The sequence below is a fragment of the Parazoarcus communis genome, from assembly GCF_003111645.1.
Classification (GTDB): Bacteria; Pseudomonadota; Gammaproteobacteria; order Burkholderiales; family Rhodocyclaceae; genus Parazoarcus; species Parazoarcus communis_A.
This window is the reverse complement of record NZ_CP022187.1, coordinates 2,512,833-2,532,444: the sequence shown is the minus strand read 5'-3', so window position 1 is coordinate 2,532,444 and position 19,612 is coordinate 2,512,833. Positions and strand designations below refer to the sequence as shown.

Annotated in this window: 24 protein-coding genes; 12 read left to right on the top strand and 12 right to left on the bottom strand. The window is 64.8% G+C overall.

Going from position 1 to position 19,612, the window contains the following annotated elements; translation table 11 throughout:
* Positions 1-47: 47 nt before the first annotated feature.
* Positions 48-653: a PAS domain S-box protein gene (locus tag CEW83_RS21630; protein WP_108949476.1), complete on the top strand. Its 606-nt coding sequence runs from the start codon at positions 48-50 to the stop codon at positions 651-653.
* Here CEW83_RS21630 and CEW83_RS11555 read toward each other — a convergent pair.
* Positions 608-898, bottom strand: coding sequence for a hypothetical protein (locus CEW83_RS11555; protein ID WP_108949475.1), 291 nt, complete (start codon positions 896-898; stop codon positions 608-610). The two genes, CEW83_RS21630 and CEW83_RS11555, sit on opposite strands and share 46 nt — an antisense overlap.
* Positions 899-905: 7 nt before the next feature.
* Here CEW83_RS11555 and CEW83_RS11550 point away from each other — a divergent pair, with 7 nt between their 5' ends.
* Positions 906-1,745: a sensor domain-containing diguanylate cyclase gene (locus tag CEW83_RS11550; RefSeq protein ID WP_159099447.1), complete on the top strand. Its 840-nt coding sequence runs from the start codon at positions 906-908 to the stop codon at positions 1,743-1,745.
* A 67-nt stretch (positions 1,746-1,812) separates the two neighbouring features.
* On the opposite strand, the gene CEW83_RS11545 is transcribed toward CEW83_RS11550, so the two are convergent.
* Positions 1,813-2,517 (bottom strand): mobilization protein, encoded by a 705-nt coding sequence (locus CEW83_RS11545; RefSeq protein WP_108949473.1) that lies wholly within the window; start codon positions 2,515-2,517, stop codon positions 1,813-1,815.
* A gap of 281 nt (positions 2,518-2,798) precedes the next feature.
* Entirely contained in the window at positions 2,799-3,692 is an 894-nt protein-coding gene (locus CEW83_RS11540) for a LysR family transcriptional regulator (RefSeq protein ID WP_199915103.1), read from the bottom strand.
* Positions 3,693-3,778: 86 nt separating this feature from the next.
* Between CEW83_RS11540 and CEW83_RS11535 the strand changes: the two genes are divergently transcribed.
* From CEW83_RS11535 to CEW83_RS11495, 9 genes are all read left to right on the top strand, one after another.
* Positions 3,779-4,735: a DMT family transporter gene (locus tag CEW83_RS11535; RefSeq protein ID WP_108949472.1), complete on the top strand. Its 957-nt coding sequence runs from the start codon at positions 3,779-3,781 to the stop codon at positions 4,733-4,735.
* A gap of 119 nt (positions 4,736-4,854) precedes the next feature.
* On the top strand, positions 4,855-5,751 hold the full coding sequence (locus CEW83_RS11530) for an alpha/beta fold hydrolase (protein ID WP_108949471.1): 897 nt from the start codon (positions 4,855-4,857) through the stop codon (positions 5,749-5,751).
* A 103-nt stretch (positions 5,752-5,854) separates the two neighbouring features.
* Positions 5,855-6,688, top strand: coding sequence for a DeoR/GlpR family DNA-binding transcription regulator (locus CEW83_RS11525; RefSeq protein WP_108949470.1), 834 nt, complete (start codon positions 5,855-5,857; stop codon positions 6,686-6,688).
* Between the two features lie 14 nt (positions 6,689-6,702).
* Positions 6,703-7,725, top strand: a complete 1,023-nt coding sequence (locus CEW83_RS11520; protein WP_108949469.1) for an extracellular solute-binding protein — start codon at positions 6,703-6,705, stop codon at positions 7,723-7,725.
* A 69-nt stretch (positions 7,726-7,794) separates the two neighbouring features.
* Positions 7,795-8,592 carry an ABC transporter permease gene (locus CEW83_RS11515; RefSeq protein ID WP_108949468.1) on the top strand — a complete coding sequence of 266 codons (798 nt, stop codon included), beginning with the start codon at positions 7,795-7,797 and terminating at the stop codon, positions 8,590-8,592.
* Positions 8,593-8,602: 10 nt separating this feature from the next.
* Positions 8,603-9,424 (top strand): ABC transporter permease, encoded by an 822-nt coding sequence (locus tag CEW83_RS11510; protein ID WP_108949467.1) that lies wholly within the window; start codon positions 8,603-8,605, stop codon positions 9,422-9,424.
* Complete coding sequence (locus CEW83_RS11505) at positions 9,421-10,494, top strand: ABC transporter ATP-binding protein (RefSeq protein ID WP_108949466.1); 1,074 nt, start codon at positions 9,421-9,423, stop codon at positions 10,492-10,494. Before CEW83_RS11510 ends, CEW83_RS11505 begins: the two co-directional genes overlap by 4 nt.
* 12 nt (positions 10,495-10,506) lie before the next feature.
* Positions 10,507-11,325, top strand: a complete 819-nt coding sequence (locus tag CEW83_RS11500) for a phosphodiesterase (RefSeq protein WP_108949465.1) — start codon at positions 10,507-10,509, stop codon at positions 11,323-11,325.
* Positions 11,326-11,364: 39 nt separating this feature from the next.
* Positions 11,365-12,027, top strand: coding sequence for an HAD family hydrolase (locus CEW83_RS11495; RefSeq protein ID WP_108949464.1), 663 nt, complete (start codon positions 11,365-11,367; stop codon positions 12,025-12,027).
* Positions 12,028-12,084: 57 nt separating this feature from the next.
* On the opposite strand, the gene CEW83_RS11490 is transcribed toward CEW83_RS11495, so the two are convergent.
* The 3 genes from CEW83_RS11490 to CEW83_RS11480 form a co-directional block, all read right to left on the bottom strand.
* Positions 12,085-12,639: a flavodoxin family protein gene (locus CEW83_RS11490; protein ID WP_108949463.1), complete on the bottom strand. Its 555-nt coding sequence runs from the start codon at positions 12,637-12,639 to the stop codon at positions 12,085-12,087.
* 93 nt (positions 12,640-12,732) lie between these two features.
* Complete coding sequence (locus CEW83_RS11485; RefSeq protein ID WP_108949462.1) at positions 12,733-13,146, bottom strand: DoxX family protein; 414 nt, start codon at positions 13,144-13,146, stop codon at positions 12,733-12,735.
* A gap of 67 nt (positions 13,147-13,213) precedes the next feature.
* Positions 13,214-13,915 (bottom strand): pirin family protein, encoded by a 702-nt coding sequence (locus CEW83_RS11480; protein WP_108949461.1) that lies wholly within the window; start codon positions 13,913-13,915, stop codon positions 13,214-13,216.
* Between the two features lie 106 nt (positions 13,916-14,021).
* Between CEW83_RS11480 and CEW83_RS11475 the strand changes: the two genes are divergently transcribed.
* Positions 14,022-14,972 (top strand): LysR family transcriptional regulator, encoded by a 951-nt coding sequence (locus tag CEW83_RS11475; protein WP_108951363.1) that lies wholly within the window; start codon positions 14,022-14,024, stop codon positions 14,970-14,972.
* 43 nt (positions 14,973-15,015) lie between these two features.
* On the opposite strand, the gene arsA is transcribed toward CEW83_RS11475, so the two are convergent.
* Genes arsA through CEW83_RS11445 form a run of 6 tightly spaced genes read right to left on the bottom strand, consistent with a single transcriptional unit; the run spans position 15,016 to position 19,562 of the window.
* The gene (gene arsA / locus CEW83_RS11470) at positions 15,016-16,764 is read right to left on the bottom strand and encodes an arsenical pump-driving ATPase (protein ID WP_108949460.1); all 1,749 of its coding nucleotides are present in this window, start codon (positions 16,762-16,764) and stop codon (positions 15,016-15,018) included.
* Between the two features lie 16 nt (positions 16,765-16,780).
* Entirely contained in the window at positions 16,781-17,152 is a 372-nt protein-coding gene (arsD, locus tag CEW83_RS11465) for an arsenite efflux transporter metallochaperone ArsD (RefSeq protein ID WP_108949459.1), read from the bottom strand.
* Positions 17,153-17,169: 17 nt separating this feature from the next.
* The gene (gene arsB, locus CEW83_RS11460) at positions 17,170-18,237 is read right to left on the bottom strand and encodes an ACR3 family arsenite efflux transporter (protein WP_108949458.1); all 1,068 of its coding nucleotides are present in this window, start codon (positions 18,235-18,237) and stop codon (positions 17,170-17,172) included.
* Positions 18,238-18,240: 3 nt separating this feature from the next.
* The gene (locus CEW83_RS11455; RefSeq protein ID WP_108949457.1) at positions 18,241-18,654 is read right to left on the bottom strand and encodes an arsenate reductase ArsC; all 414 of its coding nucleotides are present in this window, start codon (positions 18,652-18,654) and stop codon (positions 18,241-18,243) included.
* 27 nt (positions 18,655-18,681) lie between these two features.
* Positions 18,682-19,194 (bottom strand): arsenate reductase ArsC, encoded by a 513-nt coding sequence (locus tag CEW83_RS11450; protein ID WP_420094102.1) that lies wholly within the window; start codon positions 19,192-19,194, stop codon positions 18,682-18,684.
* Positions 19,191-19,562 (bottom strand): ArsR/SmtB family transcription factor, encoded by a 372-nt coding sequence (locus CEW83_RS11445; RefSeq protein ID WP_108949455.1) that lies wholly within the window; start codon positions 19,560-19,562, stop codon positions 19,191-19,193. Before CEW83_RS11445 ends, CEW83_RS11450 begins: the two co-directional genes overlap by 4 nt.
* Positions 19,563-19,612: the final 50 nt, after the last annotated feature.

Genomic DNA, 19,612 nt, shown 5'->3' with positions numbered 1-19,612 from the left:
CCCCGATGTGATCCGAGCCCGCTTCCGGTCTGTGTCTGACGCCTTGCGTGCTTTCCGCCGACGAAGGCGAACGTCTTCGACTTGTGCATGCCTTCGACCAGCCAGCCAGGACCCGCGCTTCCGCGACACCCCCCCTGCTCACCGGCGAGCCGAACATCCGCTTCTATGCCAGCGTGCCGATCCGGTCGTCCGCAGGGCTTGCGCTTGGCACCCTGTGCGTCATCGATGACAGGCCGCGCACGCTCAGCCAGGAAGAACTCGATACCTTGTGCGAGCTCGGCGATCTGGCCAGCAAGGAGGTCAAGCTGGGCGAAACGCTGCTGCTCTCCAGTTCCCGGCTGGAGCGTTCGCGCGAGATTCTCGATGCCAGCGAAGTGCGCTACCGGAGCATGTTCGAACTCGCATCGGTCGGCATCGGCTTTCTGTCCCCCGAGGGCGGCTGGATCAGTGTCAATCAGTCGCTGTGCGACATCGTCGGCTACCGCGAGGACGAACTGAACCGCCTGAGCTCTCAGGACATCACGCGTCCGGACGACCTGGCAACGGATCTGTTGCAGTTGCAGCGCCTCGTGAATGGCGCGATCGAGCACCATCAGACCGAAACGCGCTATGTCCGCAGGAATGGACGCCCGGCTGGATCAGCCTCAATGTGAGCAGCAAGACCGCAGAGAGCGGAAAGCAGGAGTACTTTGTCGCCATCATCAAGGACATCCACGCCCGCAAGGTGGCGGAGGAGGCGCTTCATGTCATTCAGGACGAACTCGAAGACAGGGTGATCCTGCGCACGCGGGAGCTGCGCGAGGCCAACGCCCAGTTGCTCGGTGCCATCAAGCGCCAGCGCGAATCCGACCACGCCTTGCGACGCCGCACTGCCGAGCTGAGTGCGGTGATCGAGCATGCGGACGATGCCTGTGTTTCGATGGACGTCGGGGCTGGTCACCGCATGGAACCGAAAGGCAGAGGCGCTGTTTCAGTGGTCTGCCGCGGATGCGATCGGGCAGCGTCTGGAAAGGCTGATCATCTCGCCAGAGGCGGCCCGAGCACATGTCGAGAGCGTGGGAAACGACCTGCGGACGGGCGCGGCTCACGCTCTCGATCAGGTACGCGAACTGACTGCACTGCGGCGTGATGGAACCAGCATCACGGTCGAGGTCCGGATCAAGGCGCTGGACATCGGTGGAGAAAAGATCTTCAGCGCGTTCCTGAGTGATATCTCCGCACGCAAGGAAATCGAGGCGCTGCTCGAACGCGAAGTGCGACAGGACATGCTGACGGGCTTGCTGAACCGCCGCACGCTGACGGAACTGCTGCCGCAGGCCATTGCCCGGGCAGACTGCAGCAAACAGACGTTTGCCCTGCTGTTTGTAGACCTCGATGGTTTCAAGGCGGTGAATGACGACTTCGGAAACGAGAGTGGCGACATGGTGCTGTGCGCAGTCGCGGACAGGCTGCGTGCATGCCTGCGCAAGGTCGACAGCGCGGTGCGGCTGTCAGGAGACGAGTTCGTGGTGGTGGTTGAGGCCGTAAATGGCCTCGAAGACGGTCAGCGGGTGGCGACCAAACTGCTGGAGAGCATTGCGGAACCGATTGCGCTGCACCGGGTGTCGGTGAGCGTCGGAGCGAGCGCCGGAATCGCCCTCTATCAACCGGGTACGGGGATGTCGGGAGACGCGGTGCTGAACGGGGCGGACGCCCGCATGTATGAGGCCAAGCGCGCCGGCAAGGGGCGCATCGTCCCTGCCTGAAGGCGCTGCGAGTGCGCGGGGCCCGCACCCGGGCTATGTTGCCCGGGCGCGGGAATGCCGATTCTGCTTAGACCGGCAGGTTGTCCAGCATTGCATAGGTGTTGCGCAGCCAGGTCTTCACCCGCTGACGCTCGAGCATGCCGAGGGCGTCGCTGCCATTGCGCACGTTGATGGCCGCCCAGAAGCTGGCGTCCTTGCGGTCGATCTTGCGCATGCTGCCTTCGTGCAGTTCAGGCAGGCTTACCACCTGGGCTCCCAGTGCCAGTGCGTCCTGGAGTTCCTGCGATGCGTCAAGTTGCGAGAAGTCGGTGCCGCGACCGAGGTTTCTGACCACGAAGTAGTTGGGGCCGGCGCCGTAGGTCTCGATCAGCTTGCCCAGCAGTTCGACCGAATCCTTGCCCGCGTCGGCCAGGTGCCAGAAGTTGACCGCGATGCCCATTTCGCCGAGGAGCGGCAGCAGGTCCGAGTCCTTGATCCAGCGTGCGAGCGGCGCGGCCGTCTGCGCGGCCAGGTCCACGATCACGCTGTTGCCGGGTTCTTCGTCCAAAGCGTCCTCGAAGCTGGCTGCGATCGTGTCGAGCCCTTCGTAGCTGTCCACGATCACTGGCGACGCGTAGTCGGCATAGAAGCGGGTGAAGGTGGTGTGCGAGCGATCGGTGTCGAAACCGGTGAAGGGGCGCTCTCGGTCGATGAAATACTGGGCGAGGGCGCGGGCTGCGACCGATTTGCCGACGCCGCCTTTCTCGCCGCCGATGAAGTTGAGTGAGCGCATGTATTTTTCCTGTTGGTTGAGAGAGGAAGACCGGAAAGCGGATACTTAATTTCCGCACTGGTCAGTGTAGTGACTGATGATTGCCGTAATTCTAAGGCACATGTGATCTGGGTCATCATGCTTAGCAAAAAGCATGCTGCCATGGCAGGCGCCCCGAGCGCCGCCTCGCACGAGGGATTGCCGCGCCGGAACTGCACCTGCGCGGGGAACGGGCGGTGCGTCGGGCGTGCATACCAGAGAGCAGGTGCACCGGTCTGGTGCGCCGGCGGCCCGCGCGCTGTTCAACCCGGTCCCGTCAGCAGGCCGGCGTTCTCCTCGCAAATTCGGGTGATCAGGTCGGCGACCGCCCTGACCCGCGGCGAGCGGCGGACGTCGGCGTGCAGCACCAGCCATATTTCGCGAGTTTGCACTGGCACGGCTGTCGGCACTCGCGCCAGGCTTGTGTCACTTCCCGCCATGTAATGCGCCAGGCAGGCGATACCCAGTCCTGCTCTCGCCGCGCCGAGCAGTGCAATCTGGTCGTTGCTGCGCAGCACGAAGCTGCGCTGGCCGGCGTACTGTTCCAGCCAGACCTGCTGCGGCTGGTGGCGCAGACTGTCGTCGAGGCCAATGAAGGTCCAGTCACCTTCGTCGTGCGTGCGGACGTAGTCCACATGCGCGTAAAGCCCGAAGCCAATCTTTCCCAACGAGCGCACCACCAGCCCCGCATCCTGCGGCCGTCCAAGCCGGACGGCCAGGTCGGCTTCGCGCCGGGACAGGTTCGCTTCTCGCAGATCGCCCACCAACTCCAGCGTGATGCCGCTCCAGTCCGCGTGCCGGGCAGCGATGCGTGGCACCAGAAACACATTGGACAGACTGGGCGGAAGCGAAACACGAACCGTCCCGTTCAGGCTTCCGGTACCGATGGCCGCACGTTCGAACGCAAACGCCTCGTCCTCCATGCGTTCGGCCAGACCGACCAGGCCCTCACCTTCTGCGGTCAGTTGCCAGCCGCGCGGCAGGCGGTCGAAGAGGCGCAATCCGACGGCTTGTTCCAGGCTCTCGACCCGGCGTGCAACTGTGGAATGCTCGACCACAAGCTTGCGCGCAGCGCCGGACAGGCTGCCCTCGCGGGTGAGGGCGAGAAAGTAGCGAACATCTTCCCATTGCAGCTTGGCGGCGGTGGATTTACGCACAGAAGGTTCCCGTATTTAGCTAATTGTCGAGTGTTTTTTAGCGCTTTACGATCGTGCGCACAAGTTCTCTTCTACGGAGTGCGACCATGAATCCGAACACCTCTTCGCAGTCCCCGCTGATGGGCTGCCTTCTGATGCTGACAGCGGCGCTGAGCTGGGGCGGCATGTTTCCGGTGGCCAAGGCCACCCTGCAGGTTGTCGATCCCTATTTCCTGACTCTGATCCGGTACGGCGTCACGGCCCTGATCATGGTGGCGATCCTGTGGGCTGTCGAGGGACGTGCCGCACTGAGCGCCGAGGGGCGGGGGACGGCCCTTTTCCTGTTCGGCTGCGCCGGTTTCTGCGGCTTCAGCCTCTTCGTGTTTACCGGCTTGCGCGCATCGACACCCGCACACGGTGCCATTCTGGTTGCGTTGATGCCCTTGCTGACGGCCGTGGTCACCGCCGTCATGTCGCGCACCATGCCCACGTGGCATACAGGGCTCAGCATCATGATTGCGTTCCTGGGCGTTGCCATGGTCGTGACCGATGGCCGTCCGCATGCACTGCTCGAGTCGAATTCGGTGGGGGCGGATGGACTGATCCTCGCCGGCGTGCTGTCGTGGGTGATCTACACGCTCGGTGCGCGGCGCTTCGCCGGCTGGTCACCGCTGCGCTACAGCGTGCTGACGGTAAGCTTTGGCGTGGTTGGAATCGCGCTGAGTACGGTGGTCGCGGTGTTTGCCGGCGCCGCTCGGCTGCCGGCGGCATCTGAACTGACGGCCAGCCTTCCGAGCTTTGTCTACATCATCGTGCTGGCTTCGATCGTTGCGGTGATTGGCTGGAACGAAGGTGTGCGTCGCCTGGGACCGGTCAATGGCGTGCTCTTCATCAATTTCGTACCCATCACTGCTTTTGTCATACAGGCCGTCCAGGGCCAGCCGGTCAGTGCGTGGGAGGTCGGCGGCGGCGGGATGGTGATTCTTGCGCTGCTGCTGAACAATTTCATGCAGCGTCCGCGACGGCAGGAAGCGCCGGTTCCGGCATGCTCGCAGCCTGCATGAAGGGGCCGTGTGATCCGTGCTGCAAGGCTTTCTCTGCAAATCGGGGGGCCGTGGTCTAGATTGTTATCGGCGCCGCCCAATAGCGGACGGCTCAGGACTTGTTTTCCGGGTAGCTCCCCATGCTGACTGTCGCGAACGATCTTGATTCTCCGACCGCAAAAGCGGGGGCGGACGCTGCTTCCCCGCCTTCGCCGGCTGCGGTGACCACCTTCTTCGTTGAGGTCGATGGCGGGCGCATCGCCTGCGATGACACTGGCGGGGACGGCCCGCTGATCGTCGCGATTCCGGGCATGGGCGATGTACGTGCCGAGTATCGCTACCTGAGCCCGTTACTGGTTGCGGCAGGCTATCGCGTCGTGACCATGGACATCCGCGGTCACGGGGACAGCTCGGTGCGCTGGGATGACTACTCGGCGCGGGCGGTTGGCAGCGATGCCCTGGCGGTGGCTCGGCACCTCGGACGCACGGAGGTGTTCCTGTTCGGCAACTCCTTTGCCGCCGGCTCCGCGCTGTGGGCCGCCCGCGAAGCGCCGGAATGCGTTCGCGCCGTGGTCTTGCTGGGTCCGATCGTGCGTGATGGCCCACCTTCAGTGGTGACCCGTCTGGCATTGGCGCTCGGGTTTGGGGGGCCGTGGCGGGTCTGGTTCTGGCTCACCTACTGGAACAGCCTGTTTACGCTTGCAAAGCCGCCAGACCATGAGCGCTATCGTCGGGCACTGGACAAGGCCTTGCGCGGACCCGGGCGCATGGAGGCGCTGCGCATCATGGTCGGGCTGTCCAAGGCGGAGACGGCGTCGATTGTCGGCAGCGTCAGGGTGCCGGCGCTCGTGATCATGGGGAGTCGCGATCCGGATTTTCGCGATGCCCGCGACGAGGCCGCCTGGCTTGCGGGGCAGCTCGGCTGCGCCAGCCTGATCATCGAGGGGGCAGGCCACTATCCGCATGTCGAGGCACCCGGGCAGTTCGCTGCCGCCCTTGTCGACTTTCTCGGGCGATTGCGCCCAGCGACATCCTGAGGCTGCTGCGCTGGCGTTTACGCACAGAGGGTAAAGCCCGGGAGTCATCTTTTGTTCATATGAACGTCAATGAAGCGCAACAGGGGGGCGCGATCATGTTCATATGAACAACGGGCAGATCATTCGCGCAGCGGCCGGCCAGACCTCCGAGACGCTATCGGCGGAAGACCGCATGAGGGCCATCCTCGCGCGGGTCGGCGAGCATGGCTATCAGTCGATCGACGCACTCGCCGCGCTGTACGGCGTGACCACACAGACGATCCGGCGCGACGTGAACACCCTGTGTGACCGCGGTCTGTGCCGGCGTCGTCATGGCGGCATCGATGTCCTGCCGGAAGAGGAGAACGTGGCCTATCCGGCGCGACAGATTCTCGACCGCGAGGCCAAGCGCCGGATTGCCCGCTGCGTTGCCGAAGCGATTCCGGAGGGGGCGACCCTGTTCTTCGGGATCGGCACCACGCCCGAAGAGTGCGCGCATGCCCTCGTCGATCGCGCCGGTTTGCGCGTCATGACCAACAACCTGCATGTGGCGCTGGCCCTGCGCGGCAATCCGTCGTGCGAGCTGACCATCGCCGGCGGCCGGCTGCGCAAGCTCGATTGCGACGTCATCGCGGGAGAGGCCCACGGCTTCTTCTCACGCTTCTCGGTTGATATCGGCATCTATGGCGTCGGCGGCGTGGCCGATGACGGCAGCCTGCTCGATTTCAACCACGACGAAGTGCGCATGCGCACGGAATTGTCCGCGCACTGCCGGCGACGTTTCCTCGTTCTCGATCACTCCAAGTTCGGCCGCGGCGCCATCGTGCGCGGCGGACATATCACCGAAGCCAGCTGTGTGTTCACCGATCAGCCGGTGCCGCCACCTGTCGCCGCCATGCTCGACGACGCCGGCGTCATGCTGATCGTTGCGCCTCCATCCGTATCACCCACCCCCTGAAGGAAGATCCGACCATGAACTTTCCGAAAATGCGACGTTTTGTCGCCGGCATCGCGCTGGCGGTGACCGCCGTTGGCACCATCGCCTCTGCCCATGCCGAAGGCCACGCCATCTGCTACAACTGCCCGCCCGAATGGGCCGACTGGGGCTCTCAGCTCAAGGCCATCAACACCCGTCTTGGCATCCAGGTGCCGCCGGACAACAAGAACTCGGGGCAGTCGATTGCAGCGCTGATCGCAGAAAAGGCCAATCCGGTGGCCGACGTCGTCTATCTCGGCGGCATCGCTGCCGACCCGGCGCGCGACGCCGGCGTGCTGACGCCCTACCAGCCCAAGGGCTGGGAGAAGATTCCTGACGGGCTGAAAGACCCGAATGGCCACTGGTTCGCCATCCACTCCGGTACCCTGGGCCTGTTCGTCAATACCGCCGCACTCGGCGGCAAGCCGGTGCCGCAGCGCTGGTCCGATCTGCTCAAGCCCGAATACAAGGGCATGGTCGGTTATCTCGACCCGACGTCGGCCGCTGTCGGTCAGCTTGGTGTGATGGCGATCAACCTCGCGCTCGGTGGCAGCTACGACAACATCGACCCGGCGATTGCCTTCCTCAATCAGCTGTCGAAGAACCAGCCCATTGTTCCCAAGCAGACCTCCTACGCCCGCGTCATTTCCGGCGAGATCCCGATCCTGATCGACTATGACTTCAACGCCTATCGCGGTCAGTACAGCGACAAGGCGCCCACCCGCTTCGTCATTCCGCAGGAAGGCACCGTGGTGCTGCCCTACGTGATGGGTCTGGTGAAGGGCGGGCCGCAAGCCGACAACGGCCGCAAGATCCTCGACTTCGTGCTGTCGGATGAAAGCCAGACCATGTGGGGCAATGCCTATCTGCGCCCGGTGTTTGCCGAGCATCTGTCGGCCGAGGCCAAGGCCCGCTTCCTGCCCGACGCCGACTATGCGCGTGCCAAACCGGTCGACCTGAAGAAGCTCGCCGCCGCGCAGCCGATGATCGTCGAACGCTACCGCAACGAAGTGAAGTAACTCGCGCGGTTCTCGGGATGCACGGGCCGGCCAGACCTGCCCGTGCATTTCCAGGCGCGACTCCCGAACATGATCTACCTTCTCCTGCCTGCGGCCGCCTTTTTCGGGGCCTTCTTCATTCTGCCAATGTGCCGGCTGTTTCTTGTCGGCGGCAGCGGTGCGCGCGGCTGGTCGGCCTACACCGCCATCCTCACCGATCCGATCTATTTCAATTCGCTGCTGGCCACGCTCGGTGTGGCCGCCGCCACCACCGTGGCCACTCTGATCATCAGTGCCATCGCCGGCGTGTTTCTGCAGCGCCACCGCTTTCCCGGCAATGCGCTGCTGGTATCGATGCTCACCCTGCCGCTGGCCTTTCCCGGTGTCGTGATCGGCTTCATGGTGATCATGCTGGCCGGTCGCCAGGGCCTGGTCGGCACCATCACCCAGGCGCTGGGAGGCGATAAATGGGTGTTCGCCTATTCGCTTGGCGGCCTGTTCATGGGCTATGTGTATTTCTCCGTGCCCCGCACCATCCTCACGGTGATGAGTGCGACCGAGAAGCTCGATCCCCGGCTTGAGGAGGCGGCGCGCTCGCTTGGGGCCTCAACCTGGCGGGTGGTGCTCGACGTGATCCTGCCCGGGCTGAAGCCGGCGTTCATCTCCGCCGGCGCGATCTGTTTCGCGACCGCGGTCGGTGCCTTCGGCACTGCATTCACGCTGGCAGCGCGCATCAACGTGCTGCCGATGGTCATCTATACCGAGTTCACCCTGTCGGCCAACATCGCCATGGCGGCGGCACTGAGCTTCGTGCTCGGGGCGGTGACCTGGCTCGTATTGGCACTTGCGCGGACGGCTGCGGGCTCCACCGTCGCGGCAGCAGGATGAGGGGGCGGCAATGAAAAGTCACAAGATGCTCTTCGGCCTGCAACTGGCATTTACGCTGGCGGTGTGCGCCTTCCTGATCGTACCGGTCGTGCTGTCGATTCTGGCCGGGCTCACGTCCAACTACTTTGTCGGTCTCGAAAGCGGGCTGACCCTGCGCTGGGTGTTCGAGGTGTGGGACGGCTACCGCGACACGATCTTCCGCTCGATCGGCATCGCGCTCGCCTGCCTGCTCGTCACCCTGGTGCTCGGCGTACCCACCGCCTATGTGCTGACGCGCTCGGGCTCGCGTCTGAGCCGGGTGGTCGAGGAACTGCTGATGCTGCCGATCGCGGTGCCGGGCCTCGCCACCGCACTTGCACTGATTTCGGCTTACGGCGGGATGGGCGGCTTTCGCACCTCATGGACCTTCATCCTGGTCGGACATGTGCTGTTCACCCTGCCGTTCATGGTGCGCTCGGTGCTGGCCGTGCTGGCGTCGATCGACCTCAAGACCCTGGAGGAGGGCGCGGCTTCGCTCGGCGCGAGCTTTCGCCAGCGCTTCTTCGACATCGTGCTGCCGAACTGCCGCAACGGCATTCTTGCCGGCTCGCTGATGGTGGTGACGCTTTCCATCGGCGAGTTCAACCTCACCTGGCTGCTGCACACCCCCTTGACCAAGACCCTGCCGGTTGGTCTGGCGGACGCCTATGCGTCGCTGCGGCTCGAGATCGGCAGCGCCTACACCCTGATCTTCCTGCTGATGATCGTGCCGCTGCTGCTGGCCATGCAGGCCTTTGCCCGCCCGCGGCCCAGACGCTTCATCAGCGACGATCCTGTTCCGGAGTCGAAATGACACTCGCCACATCTCCCAAGCCGCTGTCGATCAGCCTGCAGTCCTGCGCCAAGACCTTTGCCGACGGCACCCGTGTGCTGGAGCCGCTCGATCTCGACATCCGTGCGGGCGAAACCCTCGTGCTGCTCGGGCCCTCCGGCTGCGGCAAGACCACCACGCTGCGCCTCATCGCCGGGCTCGAACAGCCGGACGCCGGTGGCAGGGTGCTGTTCGACGGCGTGGATGTCACGGCGCAAAGCATCGAGTCGCGCAACGTCGGCATGGTGTTCCAGTCGTACGCGCTCTTCCCCAACATGACGGTGGCCGAGAACATCGGCTACGGATTGCGCATCCGCAAACGGCCTGTGGCCGAGCAGCGCACGCGGGTCGCCGAAATGCTGGCAATGATGCGCATCGAGGCGCTGGCCGACCGCAGCATCGACCAGCTCTCCGGCGGGCAGCGGCAGCGGGTGGCGCTGGCGCGCGCACTCGCGGTACAGCCCCGCGCGCTGTTGCTCGACGAGCCGCTGACCGCGCTCGACGCCCAGTTGCGGGACGCACTGCGGGTCGAGATCAACCAGCTGCTGCGCGAACTCGGTATCACCGCGATCTACGTCACCCACGACCAGGCCGAGGCGATGGCGCTGGGCGACCGCATCATCGTCATGTCGCATGGCCGCGTGGCCCAGACCGGCACTCCGCGCGAGATCTATCACCAGCCGGCGTCGCCCTTTGTCGCCGGCTTCATCGGCACGATGAACCGGCTCAGTGGCGAAATGGGGCCCAAGGGCTTCGTGTGTGCCGCTGGCATCGTGCCCTGGCATGGCGGGCACAGTGCGGCCGATGAGATTCTGTTCCGCCCCGAGGATGTACGCATTGCGGAGGAGGGCGAGCCTGCCGATCTGGTCGGCACGGTCGCCGCCGCCTTCTTTCTGGGCGACCGTACCCGGCTGTTCGTCGACGTTGGCGACCGCCAGCCTCTGGTAATGGAAAGCGCGGCGCGCTGCACCCGAGGGGTCGGGGAGCAGGTTCGCCTGCGGGTGGACCCGCAGGGCGTGCTCGACCTCTCATCCCACCGCGGCAGTCACTGAAGGAATGCGACCATGCTGATCGCGCAGATCACCGATACCCACATCAAGCTTCCCGGCAAACTCGCCTACCGTCGCGTCGATACCGCGGCCATGCTGCAGCGCTGCGTGGCCAATGTGCTGAAACTCGATCCGCAGCCGGACCTGATCGTGATGAGTGGCGACCTCGTCGACCTCGGGCGGGCGGAAGAGTATGTCTGGCTCAAGACCCTGCTTGCTCCGCTGAAACAGCCGCTCGTGGTCGTGCCGGGCAATCATGACGACCGCGACGCCCTGCGCGCGGCCTTTTCCGCGGATGGCTACCTGCCGGCAAGCGGCTTTCTGCAGTTCGTGATCGAGGATCGCTTCCCCTTGCGCATCATCGGGCTCGATACCCTGGTGCCGAACTCGGGGCGGGGCGAGCTGTGCCGCGAGCGCCTCGAATGGCTGGATGCGACGCTGAGTCAGGCTGCCGACAAACCGACGATGGTGGTCATGCACCATCCGCCGTTCCTGACCGGTATCGGCCACATGGACGACATCGGGCTCACCGGGCGCGAGGCCTTTGCCGAAATCGTCTCGCGTCATCCGCAGATCGAGCTTATTCTGTGCGGCCATTTGCACCGCAACATCCAGACCACCGTGGGCGGGCGTCGGGTGTTGACCAGCCCGAGTCCGGCACATCAGGTGGCACTCGATATCCGCCCCGACGCGCCGAGCTGTTTCCGCATGGAGCCACCGGGTTTCATGCTGCACTGGTGGGCCGACGGCCGCATCGTCAGCCACGGCGCAGTGGTCGGCGACTATGACGGACCTTATCCATTTTTCGATGCGGACGGGCTGCTCATCGACTGAGCCGGTCCGACCCAAACCTTTCACACACGATCAAACCCAATGTCTCTTGCGCTCTTCGATCTCGATCACACCCTGCTCGACGGTGACAGCAATACCCTGTGGCTCGAATACCTGGTCGACAACGGCCATGTGCCCGCCACCGTACTGGCGGCCCAGGCCGACTACATGGCGCGCTACGCGGCCGAACAGCTCGACATCACCGACTACTACGGCTTTCACCTGGGCCTGCTGGGGGCGCGGCCGCTGAGCGACTGGCTGCCCGTGCGCAAGGCCTTCGTTGCATCCTGCATTGCGCCGCGCATCAGTGTGGAGGCGCTGGTTGTGCTGGCCGAGCATCGCGCTCAGGGCGACACGCTGGCGATCATCACCGCGACCCACAGCTTTCTGTCCGATGCGATCGGTGAGCTGCTCGATGTGCCTGTCATCGCGTCGCGGGCCGAGGTGCGCAAGGGCGGGCTGACCGGACGCATCGAGGGGCCGATCTGCTTTCGCGAGCAGAAGCAGCCGTGCCTGATTGCATGGCTGCGGGCTCGGGGCATGGATGAGGGCGCACTCAAGGCGTGCCGGTTCTACAGCGACTCGGCAAACGATCTGCCCCTGCTTGAAGCGGTCAGCCACCCGGTCGTGGTCAATGCGGACGAGCGCCTCGCTGCCGTCGCCAAGGCGCGCAAGTGGCCGGCATTGAGCTGGCGCTGCGCCTGATCATGCGCGGTGTCGGGCGCGGGGGCGGTGAGCCCTGGCGCGCCCGACTGCTCAGGCTCAGGCCTTGAAGCGGGCCGTGACGTCGGTGACGCGCTTGCCGAACTGGCGCGCGGTTTCCAGGTCGCCCGGCAGCATTTCGTCCGGGCTGCTGTCGGACGGCGACTGCGCCATCGCGCCGCTGAACGAGCCGACGTAGTTCAGGTCATTGCGCTGAGCGGCCTTGGTGTTGCTCGGCATCATGCCCGTGCCCACCCAGATCCCGCTGTGCTGCATCGCCAGCGTAAACAGGTAGTGCAGCGTAGACAGCTTGTCGCCGTTCATCGTGGCGCTGTTGGTGAAGCCGGCAAAGACCTTGTCCTTCCACTGCTGGCCGAACCAGGCCTTGGAGGAGGCATCTGCAAACCTCTTGAACTGCCAGCTCACGGTGCCCATGTAGGTCGGGCTGCCCATGATGATGGTGTCTGCAGCGGCAAGCAGCTCCCAGCCGCCCTCGGGCAGGTTGCCTTCGCCATCGATCGGGATGAGCTGGGCGTCAGCGCCTGCGGCAACGGCTTCCGCCATGCGTTGGGTGTGACCGTAACCGGAGTGATAAACCACGACGACTTTACTCATTTCTTGCTCCTTGCTTCAGTTTGAGGGGGGTACTGCATTCCTTGGCCACCGCATGCAGGGCGCAGGCGGTGGCCGGCGTACATCGGAAAGGGATCAGGCCGCGGCGCGACGGGCGTCAATACTCCAGGCGCCGGCGCCGAAGGCGGCCAGGGTGAAGAGACCGCCTGCGACGGCGACGTTCTTGAAGAACAGCAGCTGCTGAACGAACTGCTGCTCGGCCGCAACGCCCCAGTAGTTGTGGAAGAAGAACGATGCGACCAGCGTGAACACGCCCAGTGCGAGCGCTGCCAGACGGGTGCCAAAGCCGGCGATGAGGGCCAGGCCGCCGACGATCTCTACGACGAGCGCAAGTGCCGCAGCAACTTCGGGCAGCGGGAGTCCGACCGACGAGATGTAGCCGACGGTGCCGGAGAAGCCGGTCAGCTTGCCGATCCCCGCCGGAAGAAAGAGTGCGGCGAGCAGCAGGCGGCCAACGAGGCTGAGGGGGTTCTGAAGGGTGTTGAACATGGCGGTTCCTTTAGTGGGTTCTGTCTTGGGTTGGGGGCAGGTGCCTGGGGTCAGGGGTGTGTTGTGTTCATGCAGCAAGGTCAAAAACCAGGACTTCCGCATCCTTGCCGTGGCTCAGTGCGATGTGCGTCTCGTTTGCGAGCAGGGCCGCGTCGCCGGTCGAGAGCGTCTGGCCATTGACGTCGAGCGTGCCGCGCACCAGATGCACATAGGCCTTGCGTCCCGCGGCGAGCGTCAGTGCTGCGCTTTCGTCACCGTCGAACAGTCCGGCGTAGAGCGCGGCGTCGGCGTGGATCGTCACCGAGTCCTGTGCGCCATCGGGTGAGGCGATCAGCCGCAGCACGCCGCGTTTCTGCGCTTCCGGGATCGTCTTCTGTTCGTAGCTCGGCGCAATGCCGGTGACGTTCGGCTCGATCCAGATCTGCAGGAAGTGCGTGGTCTGGTCCTGGGCGTGGTTGAACTCGCTGTGGGTGACGCCGCTGCCGGCGCTCATGCGCTGCACATCGCCGGGCGGAATGCCCTTGATGTGGCCCATGCTGTCCTGGTGGGCCAGTTCGCCGGCCAGCACATAGCTGATGATCTCCATGTCGCGGTGGCCGTGCTTGCCGAAGCCGGTGCCCGCTGCCACGCGGTCTTCATTGATCACGCGCAGGTTGCCCCAGCCCATGTGTGCCGGGTCGTAGTAGCCGGCGAACGAGAACGAGTGCTGGCTCTTGAGCCAGCCGTGATCTGCGTGGCCGCGGTCCTGTGATCTGCGTAAGCTCATCATGTCTGGATCTCCTTGTTGATGGGATCCATTGTGGTGGCGGGGGGCGGGCTGATCAGTCTGCGGATTTGATGGCATCATTCAAATTATTTGAATGAAGGAGTGCCGCATGCTGACGCCCCGTGAGGCGCTGAGCCCCGACGCCCTGGCCATGCTGCAGGTCATTGCCCGTACCGGCAGCTTTGCCGCCGCGGCACGCGCAATGAACGTGGTGCCAAGCGCCCTGACTTACCGCGTGCGCCAGATCGAGGATGCGCTCGACGTGCTGCTGTTCGACCGCAGCTCGCGTCAGGCCCGGCTCACCGAGGCGGGGGCGGAGCTGCTGCGGGAAGGCGGGCGCCTGCTGGCCGATATCGACGCCGTGGCCAACCGCGTCAAGCGCGTCGCCACGGGCTGGGAGGCGCAGTTGACGATTGCGGTCGACGGCCTCATCAACCGCTTGACGGTGATGGAATTGTGCGAAGCCTTCTTCGCCATGAACCCCCCGACGCGCCTGAAGCTGCGCGACGAGGTGCTGTCAGGCACGCTTGAGGCGCTCACCTCGGGGCAGGCGGATCTCGCCCTTGCCGGCATGGGGGTCGAGGGGGCGAGCACCGCGGGCCTGCAGCGGGAAAACATCGGCGAGATCGGATTCGTGTTCGCCGTGGCACCCCATCATCCGCTCGCGCGTGAGCCCGAGCCCTTGAGCGACGAAGTGATCCGCCAGCATCGTGCTGTTGCCATTGCGGACTCGAATCCGCGCGGCACAGGCATCACCACCGGACTGCTGCCAGGGCAGGACGTGTTTACCGTGGGCAGTGTGGAGGCCAAGGTGGATGCGCATGTGCGGGGGATCGGTGCGGGTTTTCTGATGAGCTGTCTCGCGCAGCCCTACATCGATTCCGGGCGCCTGGTGGCGAAGGCGGTGGCGCGCACCGAGCGCAAGGTGCAGGTCAGCTATGTCTGGCTCACGCGCGACCGCAGCGAACCGGGCCGGGCGCTGCAATGGTGGCTCGAGCAACTGAAGCGCCCGGTGACGCGCAGGGCCTTGCTCGGCGACCGGCCCGGCATCGGCCTGTAAACAGCGCTCACCGGGCCCGCCGGCCTGCTCCGCGTGGGTGCGATCAGCGCGTGATCTGCGCCAGGCCCGCTGTGCCCACGGGGGCGGTCGCAAGCCACGGAATCAGCGCGCTGCGCGTTGCCAGTTCGTCGGCCACCCGGCGAATGAAGGGAATCTCGACCTCTCCGCGCTGGCTCAACAGCGGATCGTGCGTGCCGCTGGCGAGCAATGACTGATTGATCACCCATGCAAAGGGCTCGATGCCGGCACGGGCCAGGTCGGCCTGCAGGCGCTCGGCTTCATGCACCGGTGTTGCCTCGGGCAGGGTGACGATCAGAACATGGGTGAAGGCCTTGTCGCGCAACCGCGGCAGCAGTTCGCGCACCGATTCGGGCATGTCGCCCTGGGTGCGCATCACTTCGCGATGGTAGGCCTCGGCAGCATCGAGCAGCAGGATGGTGTGGCCTGTTGGCGCGGTATCGAGCACCACAAAGCCGTCCTTGCCTTCGTCGATGGTGCGCGCAAAGGCGCGGAACACCGCGATCTCTTCGGTGCAGGGCGAGCGCAGATCCTCTTCCAGCATTGCGCGGCCGGCGGCATCCAGACTGCTCCCGGCCTTGTCCAGCACTTCGCGGGTGTACTGCGCCACTTCCAGATTCGGATCGATGCGGGCGACGCTCAGCCCGGGCTCGCTGGCATCGAGCGCGGCCGCCACATGGGCTGCCGGGTCGGTGGTCGACAGCACGACCTTGTTTCCGCGTTGCGCCAGTGCCAGCGCGATGGCGGCGGCAACCGTGGTCTTGCCCACGCCGCCCTTGCCCATGGTCATCACGACACCGTGCCCGGCTCGCGCGATTTCATCGACCAGCCCTGCCATGCCCGGAGGCAGCGTGGTGGAGGGCGTGTGCGCAGCGTCGGCAATCGCAGCCGTTTCCGGATGGGGCATCAGCCGCAGCGAGGCCAGTCCGACCGTGCCCCGGGGCAGGAAGGGGATGGTTACGCCGGGCAGTGCGGCGAGTCGCGCCGGCATCCGGGCAAGGGCGTCGGCGGCGCGGCGCGACATCGCCTGTGCAATCGCATCGTCCGATGTGCCGGCCGCGAACACGCCGTTGATCGCACACGTCTGATTGCTGATGCCGAGCTCCGCGAGTTCGCCACAGGTGCGGTCCGCCTCACGCAGCGAGGCCTCATCCGGGCGGCTTACCAGGATGACGGTGGTTTCTGCCGCATTGGCCAGTCTTGCGACGGTCGCGGCATACAAGGCCTTCTGCTTTTCCAGCCCGGCCAGCGGGCCGAGGCAGGATGCGCCGCCGGTGGTGGAGTTGATGAACTCGTTCCACGCCGATGGCAGGGTGAGCAGGCGCAGCGTATGCCCGGTGGGGGCAGTATCGAAGATGATGTGGTCGAAGCCGGCCGTCGATGCCGGGTCGCCAAGCAGCTTGGAGAACTCATCGAAGGCCGCGATTTCGACGGTGCATGCGCCGGAAAACTGTTCTTCCATGCTGCGGATGGCCGCGTCTGGAAGAATGCCGCGATAGGGGGCGACCATGCGTTCGCGGTAATCGTGCGCGGCCGCTTCCGGGTCGATGTTGAGTGCGAACAGGCCGGGCGCGTCCGGCACGGCGGTGGGCGTCTGGCTCAGCGCAAGGCCGAGCACTTCGTCGAGGTTGGACGCAGGGTCGGTGCTGACGATCAGTACCCGCTTGCCGGCATCGGCCAGGGCGAGGCCGGTGGCGCAGGACAGCGAGGTTTTGCCGACACCGCCCTTGCCGGTAAAGAACAGGTAGCGCGTGCGGGTGTCGGGCAATGCCATGGTCTGCTCCCTTGCCTCAGCAGCAGCCGGAGTCGGGCGAGCAGCACGGGCTGCCGGCCTTGATGCGGGGCTTCTCGTCCCGCGTCAGCGTGATGTCGAGCTTCTGCGCCAGCTGCAGCCGTGACGGGTACATGCCGGTCGACACGATGTGGCCGTCCACCGCGAGAATTGGCAGGCGCTCCATGCCGGCTTCCATCTCCTTCACCACCGCCGGGTTGGCCACGAAAGCCTGGGGCTCCTGACCGAGGTTGTGGCGCGCGACGCTGATGCCGTGTTCCTCGACCCACTTCAGGTCGGCCGCGAACTGGGCCAGCACCGGGTCGACATCGACACCGCACACGCCGGTGGAGCAGCACATCGCGGGATCAAAGACTTCGAGTTTCTTCATGACGATCTTCCTGGAGACTAGCGGGCTTCGTACCAGCCCTTCGACGAATTCACGACCTTCACCACCAGCAGCATCACCGGCACTTCGATCAGCACGCCCACCACGGTGGCCAGCGCCGCGCCCGAGTTGAAGCCGAAGATGGCGATGGCAGCAGCCACCGCAAGCTCGAAGAAGTTCGACGCACCGATCAGCGCGGACGGGCAGGCCACGTTGTGCTTCTCACCGACGGCACGGTTCAGCCAGTAGGCCAGCGCCGAATTGAAGAACACCTGGATCAGGATGGGCACGGCCAGCAGCGCGATGATCAGGGGCTGCCGGAGGATCGCCTCGCCCTGGAAGGCGAACAGCAGAATCAGCGTCAGCAGCAGTGCGGCAATCGACCACGGGCCGATCTTCTCCATCGCGGCGTCAAAAGCGGCCTGGCCCTTGGCCAGCAGCATCTTGCGCCACACCTGGGCGATGATGACCGGGATCACGATGTACAGCACCACCGAGGTCACCAGCGTGGCCCACGGCACGGTGATTGCCGAGATGCCAAGCAGCAGGCCGACCAGCGGCGCGAAGGCGAACACCATGATGGCGTCGTTCAGCGCTACCTGCGACAGGGTGAACAAAGGGTCGCCATTGGTCAGCTTGCTCCACACGAACACCATCGCGGTGCACGGCGCCGCGGCGAGCAGGATGAGGCCGGCAATATAGCTGTCAATCTGATCGGCCGGCAGCATCGGCGCAAACAGGTGGCGAATGAAGAGCCAGCCGAGAAAGGCCATGGAGAACGGCTTCACCAGCCAGTTCACGAACAGGGTCACGCCGATGCCGCGCACGTGCTGCCTGACTTCATTCAGCGCGCCGAAATCGACCTTGACCAGCATCGGGATCACCATCACCCAGATCAGCAGGCCGACGGGCAGGTTCACCTGTGCGTATTCCATGCGCCCAATGGTCTGGAACACGCCCGGCGCGAACTCGCCGAGCGTAATCCCGGTCACGATGCACAGGAACACCCACACCGTCAGGTAGCGTTCGAAAACACTCATCGGCGCGCCGGCGGCAAGCTTGGCGGTTGCTTCACATTGTGCAGACATCGTTCACAGCTCCAGCGCAGTCCGGACAGCGGGAATCAGCTGCGTCCGGATTTCGTCGCGTACCTTGATGAAACTCTCCAGCGGCTCGCCGTGTGGATCGTGAAAAGGCATGTGCATGCGCGGCACCGCACGCGGGAAGATCGGGCAGCTTTCCTTGGCGTTGTCGCACACGGTCACCACCAGGTCGATCGGCTCGTCGATCACGGCGTCGATGGTCTTGGGGTGAAGGCCCGCGGTCGGCAGGCCGGCGGCCTTCAAGGCCTCGATCGCGCCATCGGCAACCTTCGGCTGCGGCAGCGTGCCCGCGGACAGGGCGCGAACCCGGTCGCCAAGCTCATGGTTGAGGATCGCTTCGGCCATCTGCGAGCGGCAGGAGTTTCCGGTGCATAACACCAGCACGGTCTTGAGAGTACTCATTTCGGTATTGTTTTCAGTCGTTGGTGTTCATTCGCCCTGCTTGCGCAAGTCGCCGATGGTGTCGAGCCTGTTCTGTAGCGACAGGCGGTCGAGCTTGGCAAAGGGCAGGTTGGTGAAGAGCGCGATACGACGATTCAGCATGTGCAGCGCCCTGGATACGGCATGACGCCTAGCAGTATCGTCACCCGTCACCGCTGCCGGGTCTTCGATGCCCCAGTGCGCCGTCATCGGCTGGCCGGGCCAGACCGGGCACACTTCACCCGCGGCGTTGTCGCACACGGTGAACACGAAATCCAGTTTGGGTGAGTCGGGTGTGGCGAACTCGGACCAGGCCTTGCTGCGCAGGCCCTCGGTGGCAAATCCCTGCTGCTTGAGCAGTTCGAGGACGAAGGGATTGACCGTGCCGCTGGGGTGGCTGCCGGCACTGAAGGCGTTGAAGCGTCCCTTCCCGGAGTGGTTCAGAATGGCTTCGGCCAGAATGCTGCGGGCCGAGTTGCCGGTGCACAGAAACAGGACGTTGAGCGGGCGTTCCACGATCAGGGCTCCTTGCAGGTATTTGTGTCGGTTTTCAGGTTTCGACCCTGTGCCGTCGTGCTGCATGCGCTTGCCTTGGGCAGGCAGGCCTCGCCCTGGCAGCAGTTGCTGGTCAGAAAGACGATCAGTTCGTCCATGGTTGGAAACTCGGCCGTGTAGCGGATGAAGCGGCTCTCCTTCTGCCCGCGAATCAGCCCGACCCGGCTCAGATGCGCGAGGTGGAAGGACAGCGTGGCCGGCGCCATGCCGAGCTGTTCCCCTATTGAACTCGCATGAACGCCTTCAGGTCCGGCTTCCACCAGCAGTCTGAAGATGCTCAGGCGGGATTCATGACCCAGGGCTGCGAGGAGTTCGGCTGCATTTAACGTTTCCATAGTTCGAATATTATCGAAATGTTGGCGAACGAGGATGAAGTTTTTGTTGC

What these genes read in the sequence shown, in the direction of transcription:
- CEW83_RS11525 (WP_108949470.1), top strand. Translation starts at nt 5,855, where the DNA reads ATGAACAACGGGCAGATCATTCGCGCAGCGGCCGGCCAGACCTCCGAG.
- CEW83_RS11530 (WP_108949471.1), top strand. Translation starts at nt 4,855, where the DNA reads ATGCTGACTGTCGCGAACGATCTTGATTCTCCGACCGCAAAAGCGGGG.
- CEW83_RS11545 (WP_108949473.1), bottom strand. Translation starts at nt 2,517, where the DNA reads ATGCGCTCACTCAACTTCATCGGCGGCGAGAAAGGCGGCGTCGGCAAA.
- arsD (WP_108949459.1), bottom strand. Translation starts at nt 17,152, where the DNA reads ATGAAGAAACTCGAAGTCTTTGATCCCGCGATGTGCTGCTCCACCGGC.
- arsA (WP_108949460.1), bottom strand. Translation starts at nt 16,764, where the DNA reads ATGGCATTGCCCGACACCCGCACGCGCTACCTGTTCTTTACCGGCAAG.
- CEW83_RS11500 (WP_108949465.1), top strand. Translation starts at nt 10,507, where the DNA reads ATGCTGATCGCGCAGATCACCGATACCCACATCAAGCTTCCCGGCAAA.
- CEW83_RS11550 (WP_159099447.1), top strand. Translation starts at nt 906, where the DNA reads ATGCCTGTGTTTCGATGGACGTCGGGGCTGGTCACCGCATGGAACCGA.
- CEW83_RS11510 (WP_108949467.1), top strand. Translation starts at nt 8,603, where the DNA reads ATGAAAAGTCACAAGATGCTCTTCGGCCTGCAACTGGCATTTACGCTG.
- CEW83_RS11475 (WP_108951363.1), top strand. Translation starts at nt 14,022, where the DNA reads ATGCTGACGCCCCGTGAGGCGCTGAGCCCCGACGCCCTGGCCATGCTG.
- CEW83_RS11505 (WP_108949466.1), top strand. Translation starts at nt 9,421, where the DNA reads ATGACACTCGCCACATCTCCCAAGCCGCTGTCGATCAGCCTGCAGTCC.
- CEW83_RS11485 (WP_108949462.1), bottom strand. Translation starts at nt 13,146, where the DNA reads ATGTTCAACACCCTTCAGAACCCCCTCAGCCTCGTTGGCCGCCTGCTG.
- CEW83_RS11520 (WP_108949469.1), top strand. Translation starts at nt 6,703, where the DNA reads ATGAACTTTCCGAAAATGCGACGTTTTGTCGCCGGCATCGCGCTGGCG.
- CEW83_RS11455 (WP_108949457.1), bottom strand. Translation starts at nt 18,654, where the DNA reads ATGAGTACTCTCAAGACCGTGCTGGTGTTATGCACCGGAAACTCCTGC.
- CEW83_RS11555 (WP_108949475.1), bottom strand. Translation starts at nt 898, where the DNA reads ATGCTCGATCACCGCACTCAGCTCGGCAGTGCGGCGTCGCAAGGCGTG.
- CEW83_RS11480 (WP_108949461.1), bottom strand. Translation starts at nt 13,915, where the DNA reads ATGATGAGCTTACGCAGATCACAGGACCGCGGCCACGCAGATCACGGC.
- CEW83_RS11515 (WP_108949468.1), top strand. Translation starts at nt 7,795, where the DNA reads ATGATCTACCTTCTCCTGCCTGCGGCCGCCTTTTTCGGGGCCTTCTTC.
- CEW83_RS11490 (WP_108949463.1), bottom strand. Translation starts at nt 12,639, where the DNA reads ATGAGTAAAGTCGTCGTGGTTTATCACTCCGGTTACGGTCACACCCAA.
- CEW83_RS11535 (WP_108949472.1), top strand. Translation starts at nt 3,779, where the DNA reads ATGAATCCGAACACCTCTTCGCAGTCCCCGCTGATGGGCTGCCTTCTG.
- arsB (WP_108949458.1), bottom strand. Translation starts at nt 18,237, where the DNA reads ATGTCTGCACAATGTGAAGCAACCGCCAAGCTTGCCGCCGGCGCGCCG.
- CEW83_RS11445 (WP_108949455.1), bottom strand. Translation starts at nt 19,562, where the DNA reads ATGGAAACGTTAAATGCAGCCGAACTCCTCGCAGCCCTGGGTCATGAA.
- CEW83_RS11495 (WP_108949464.1), top strand. Translation starts at nt 11,365, where the DNA reads ATGTCTCTTGCGCTCTTCGATCTCGATCACACCCTGCTCGACGGTGAC.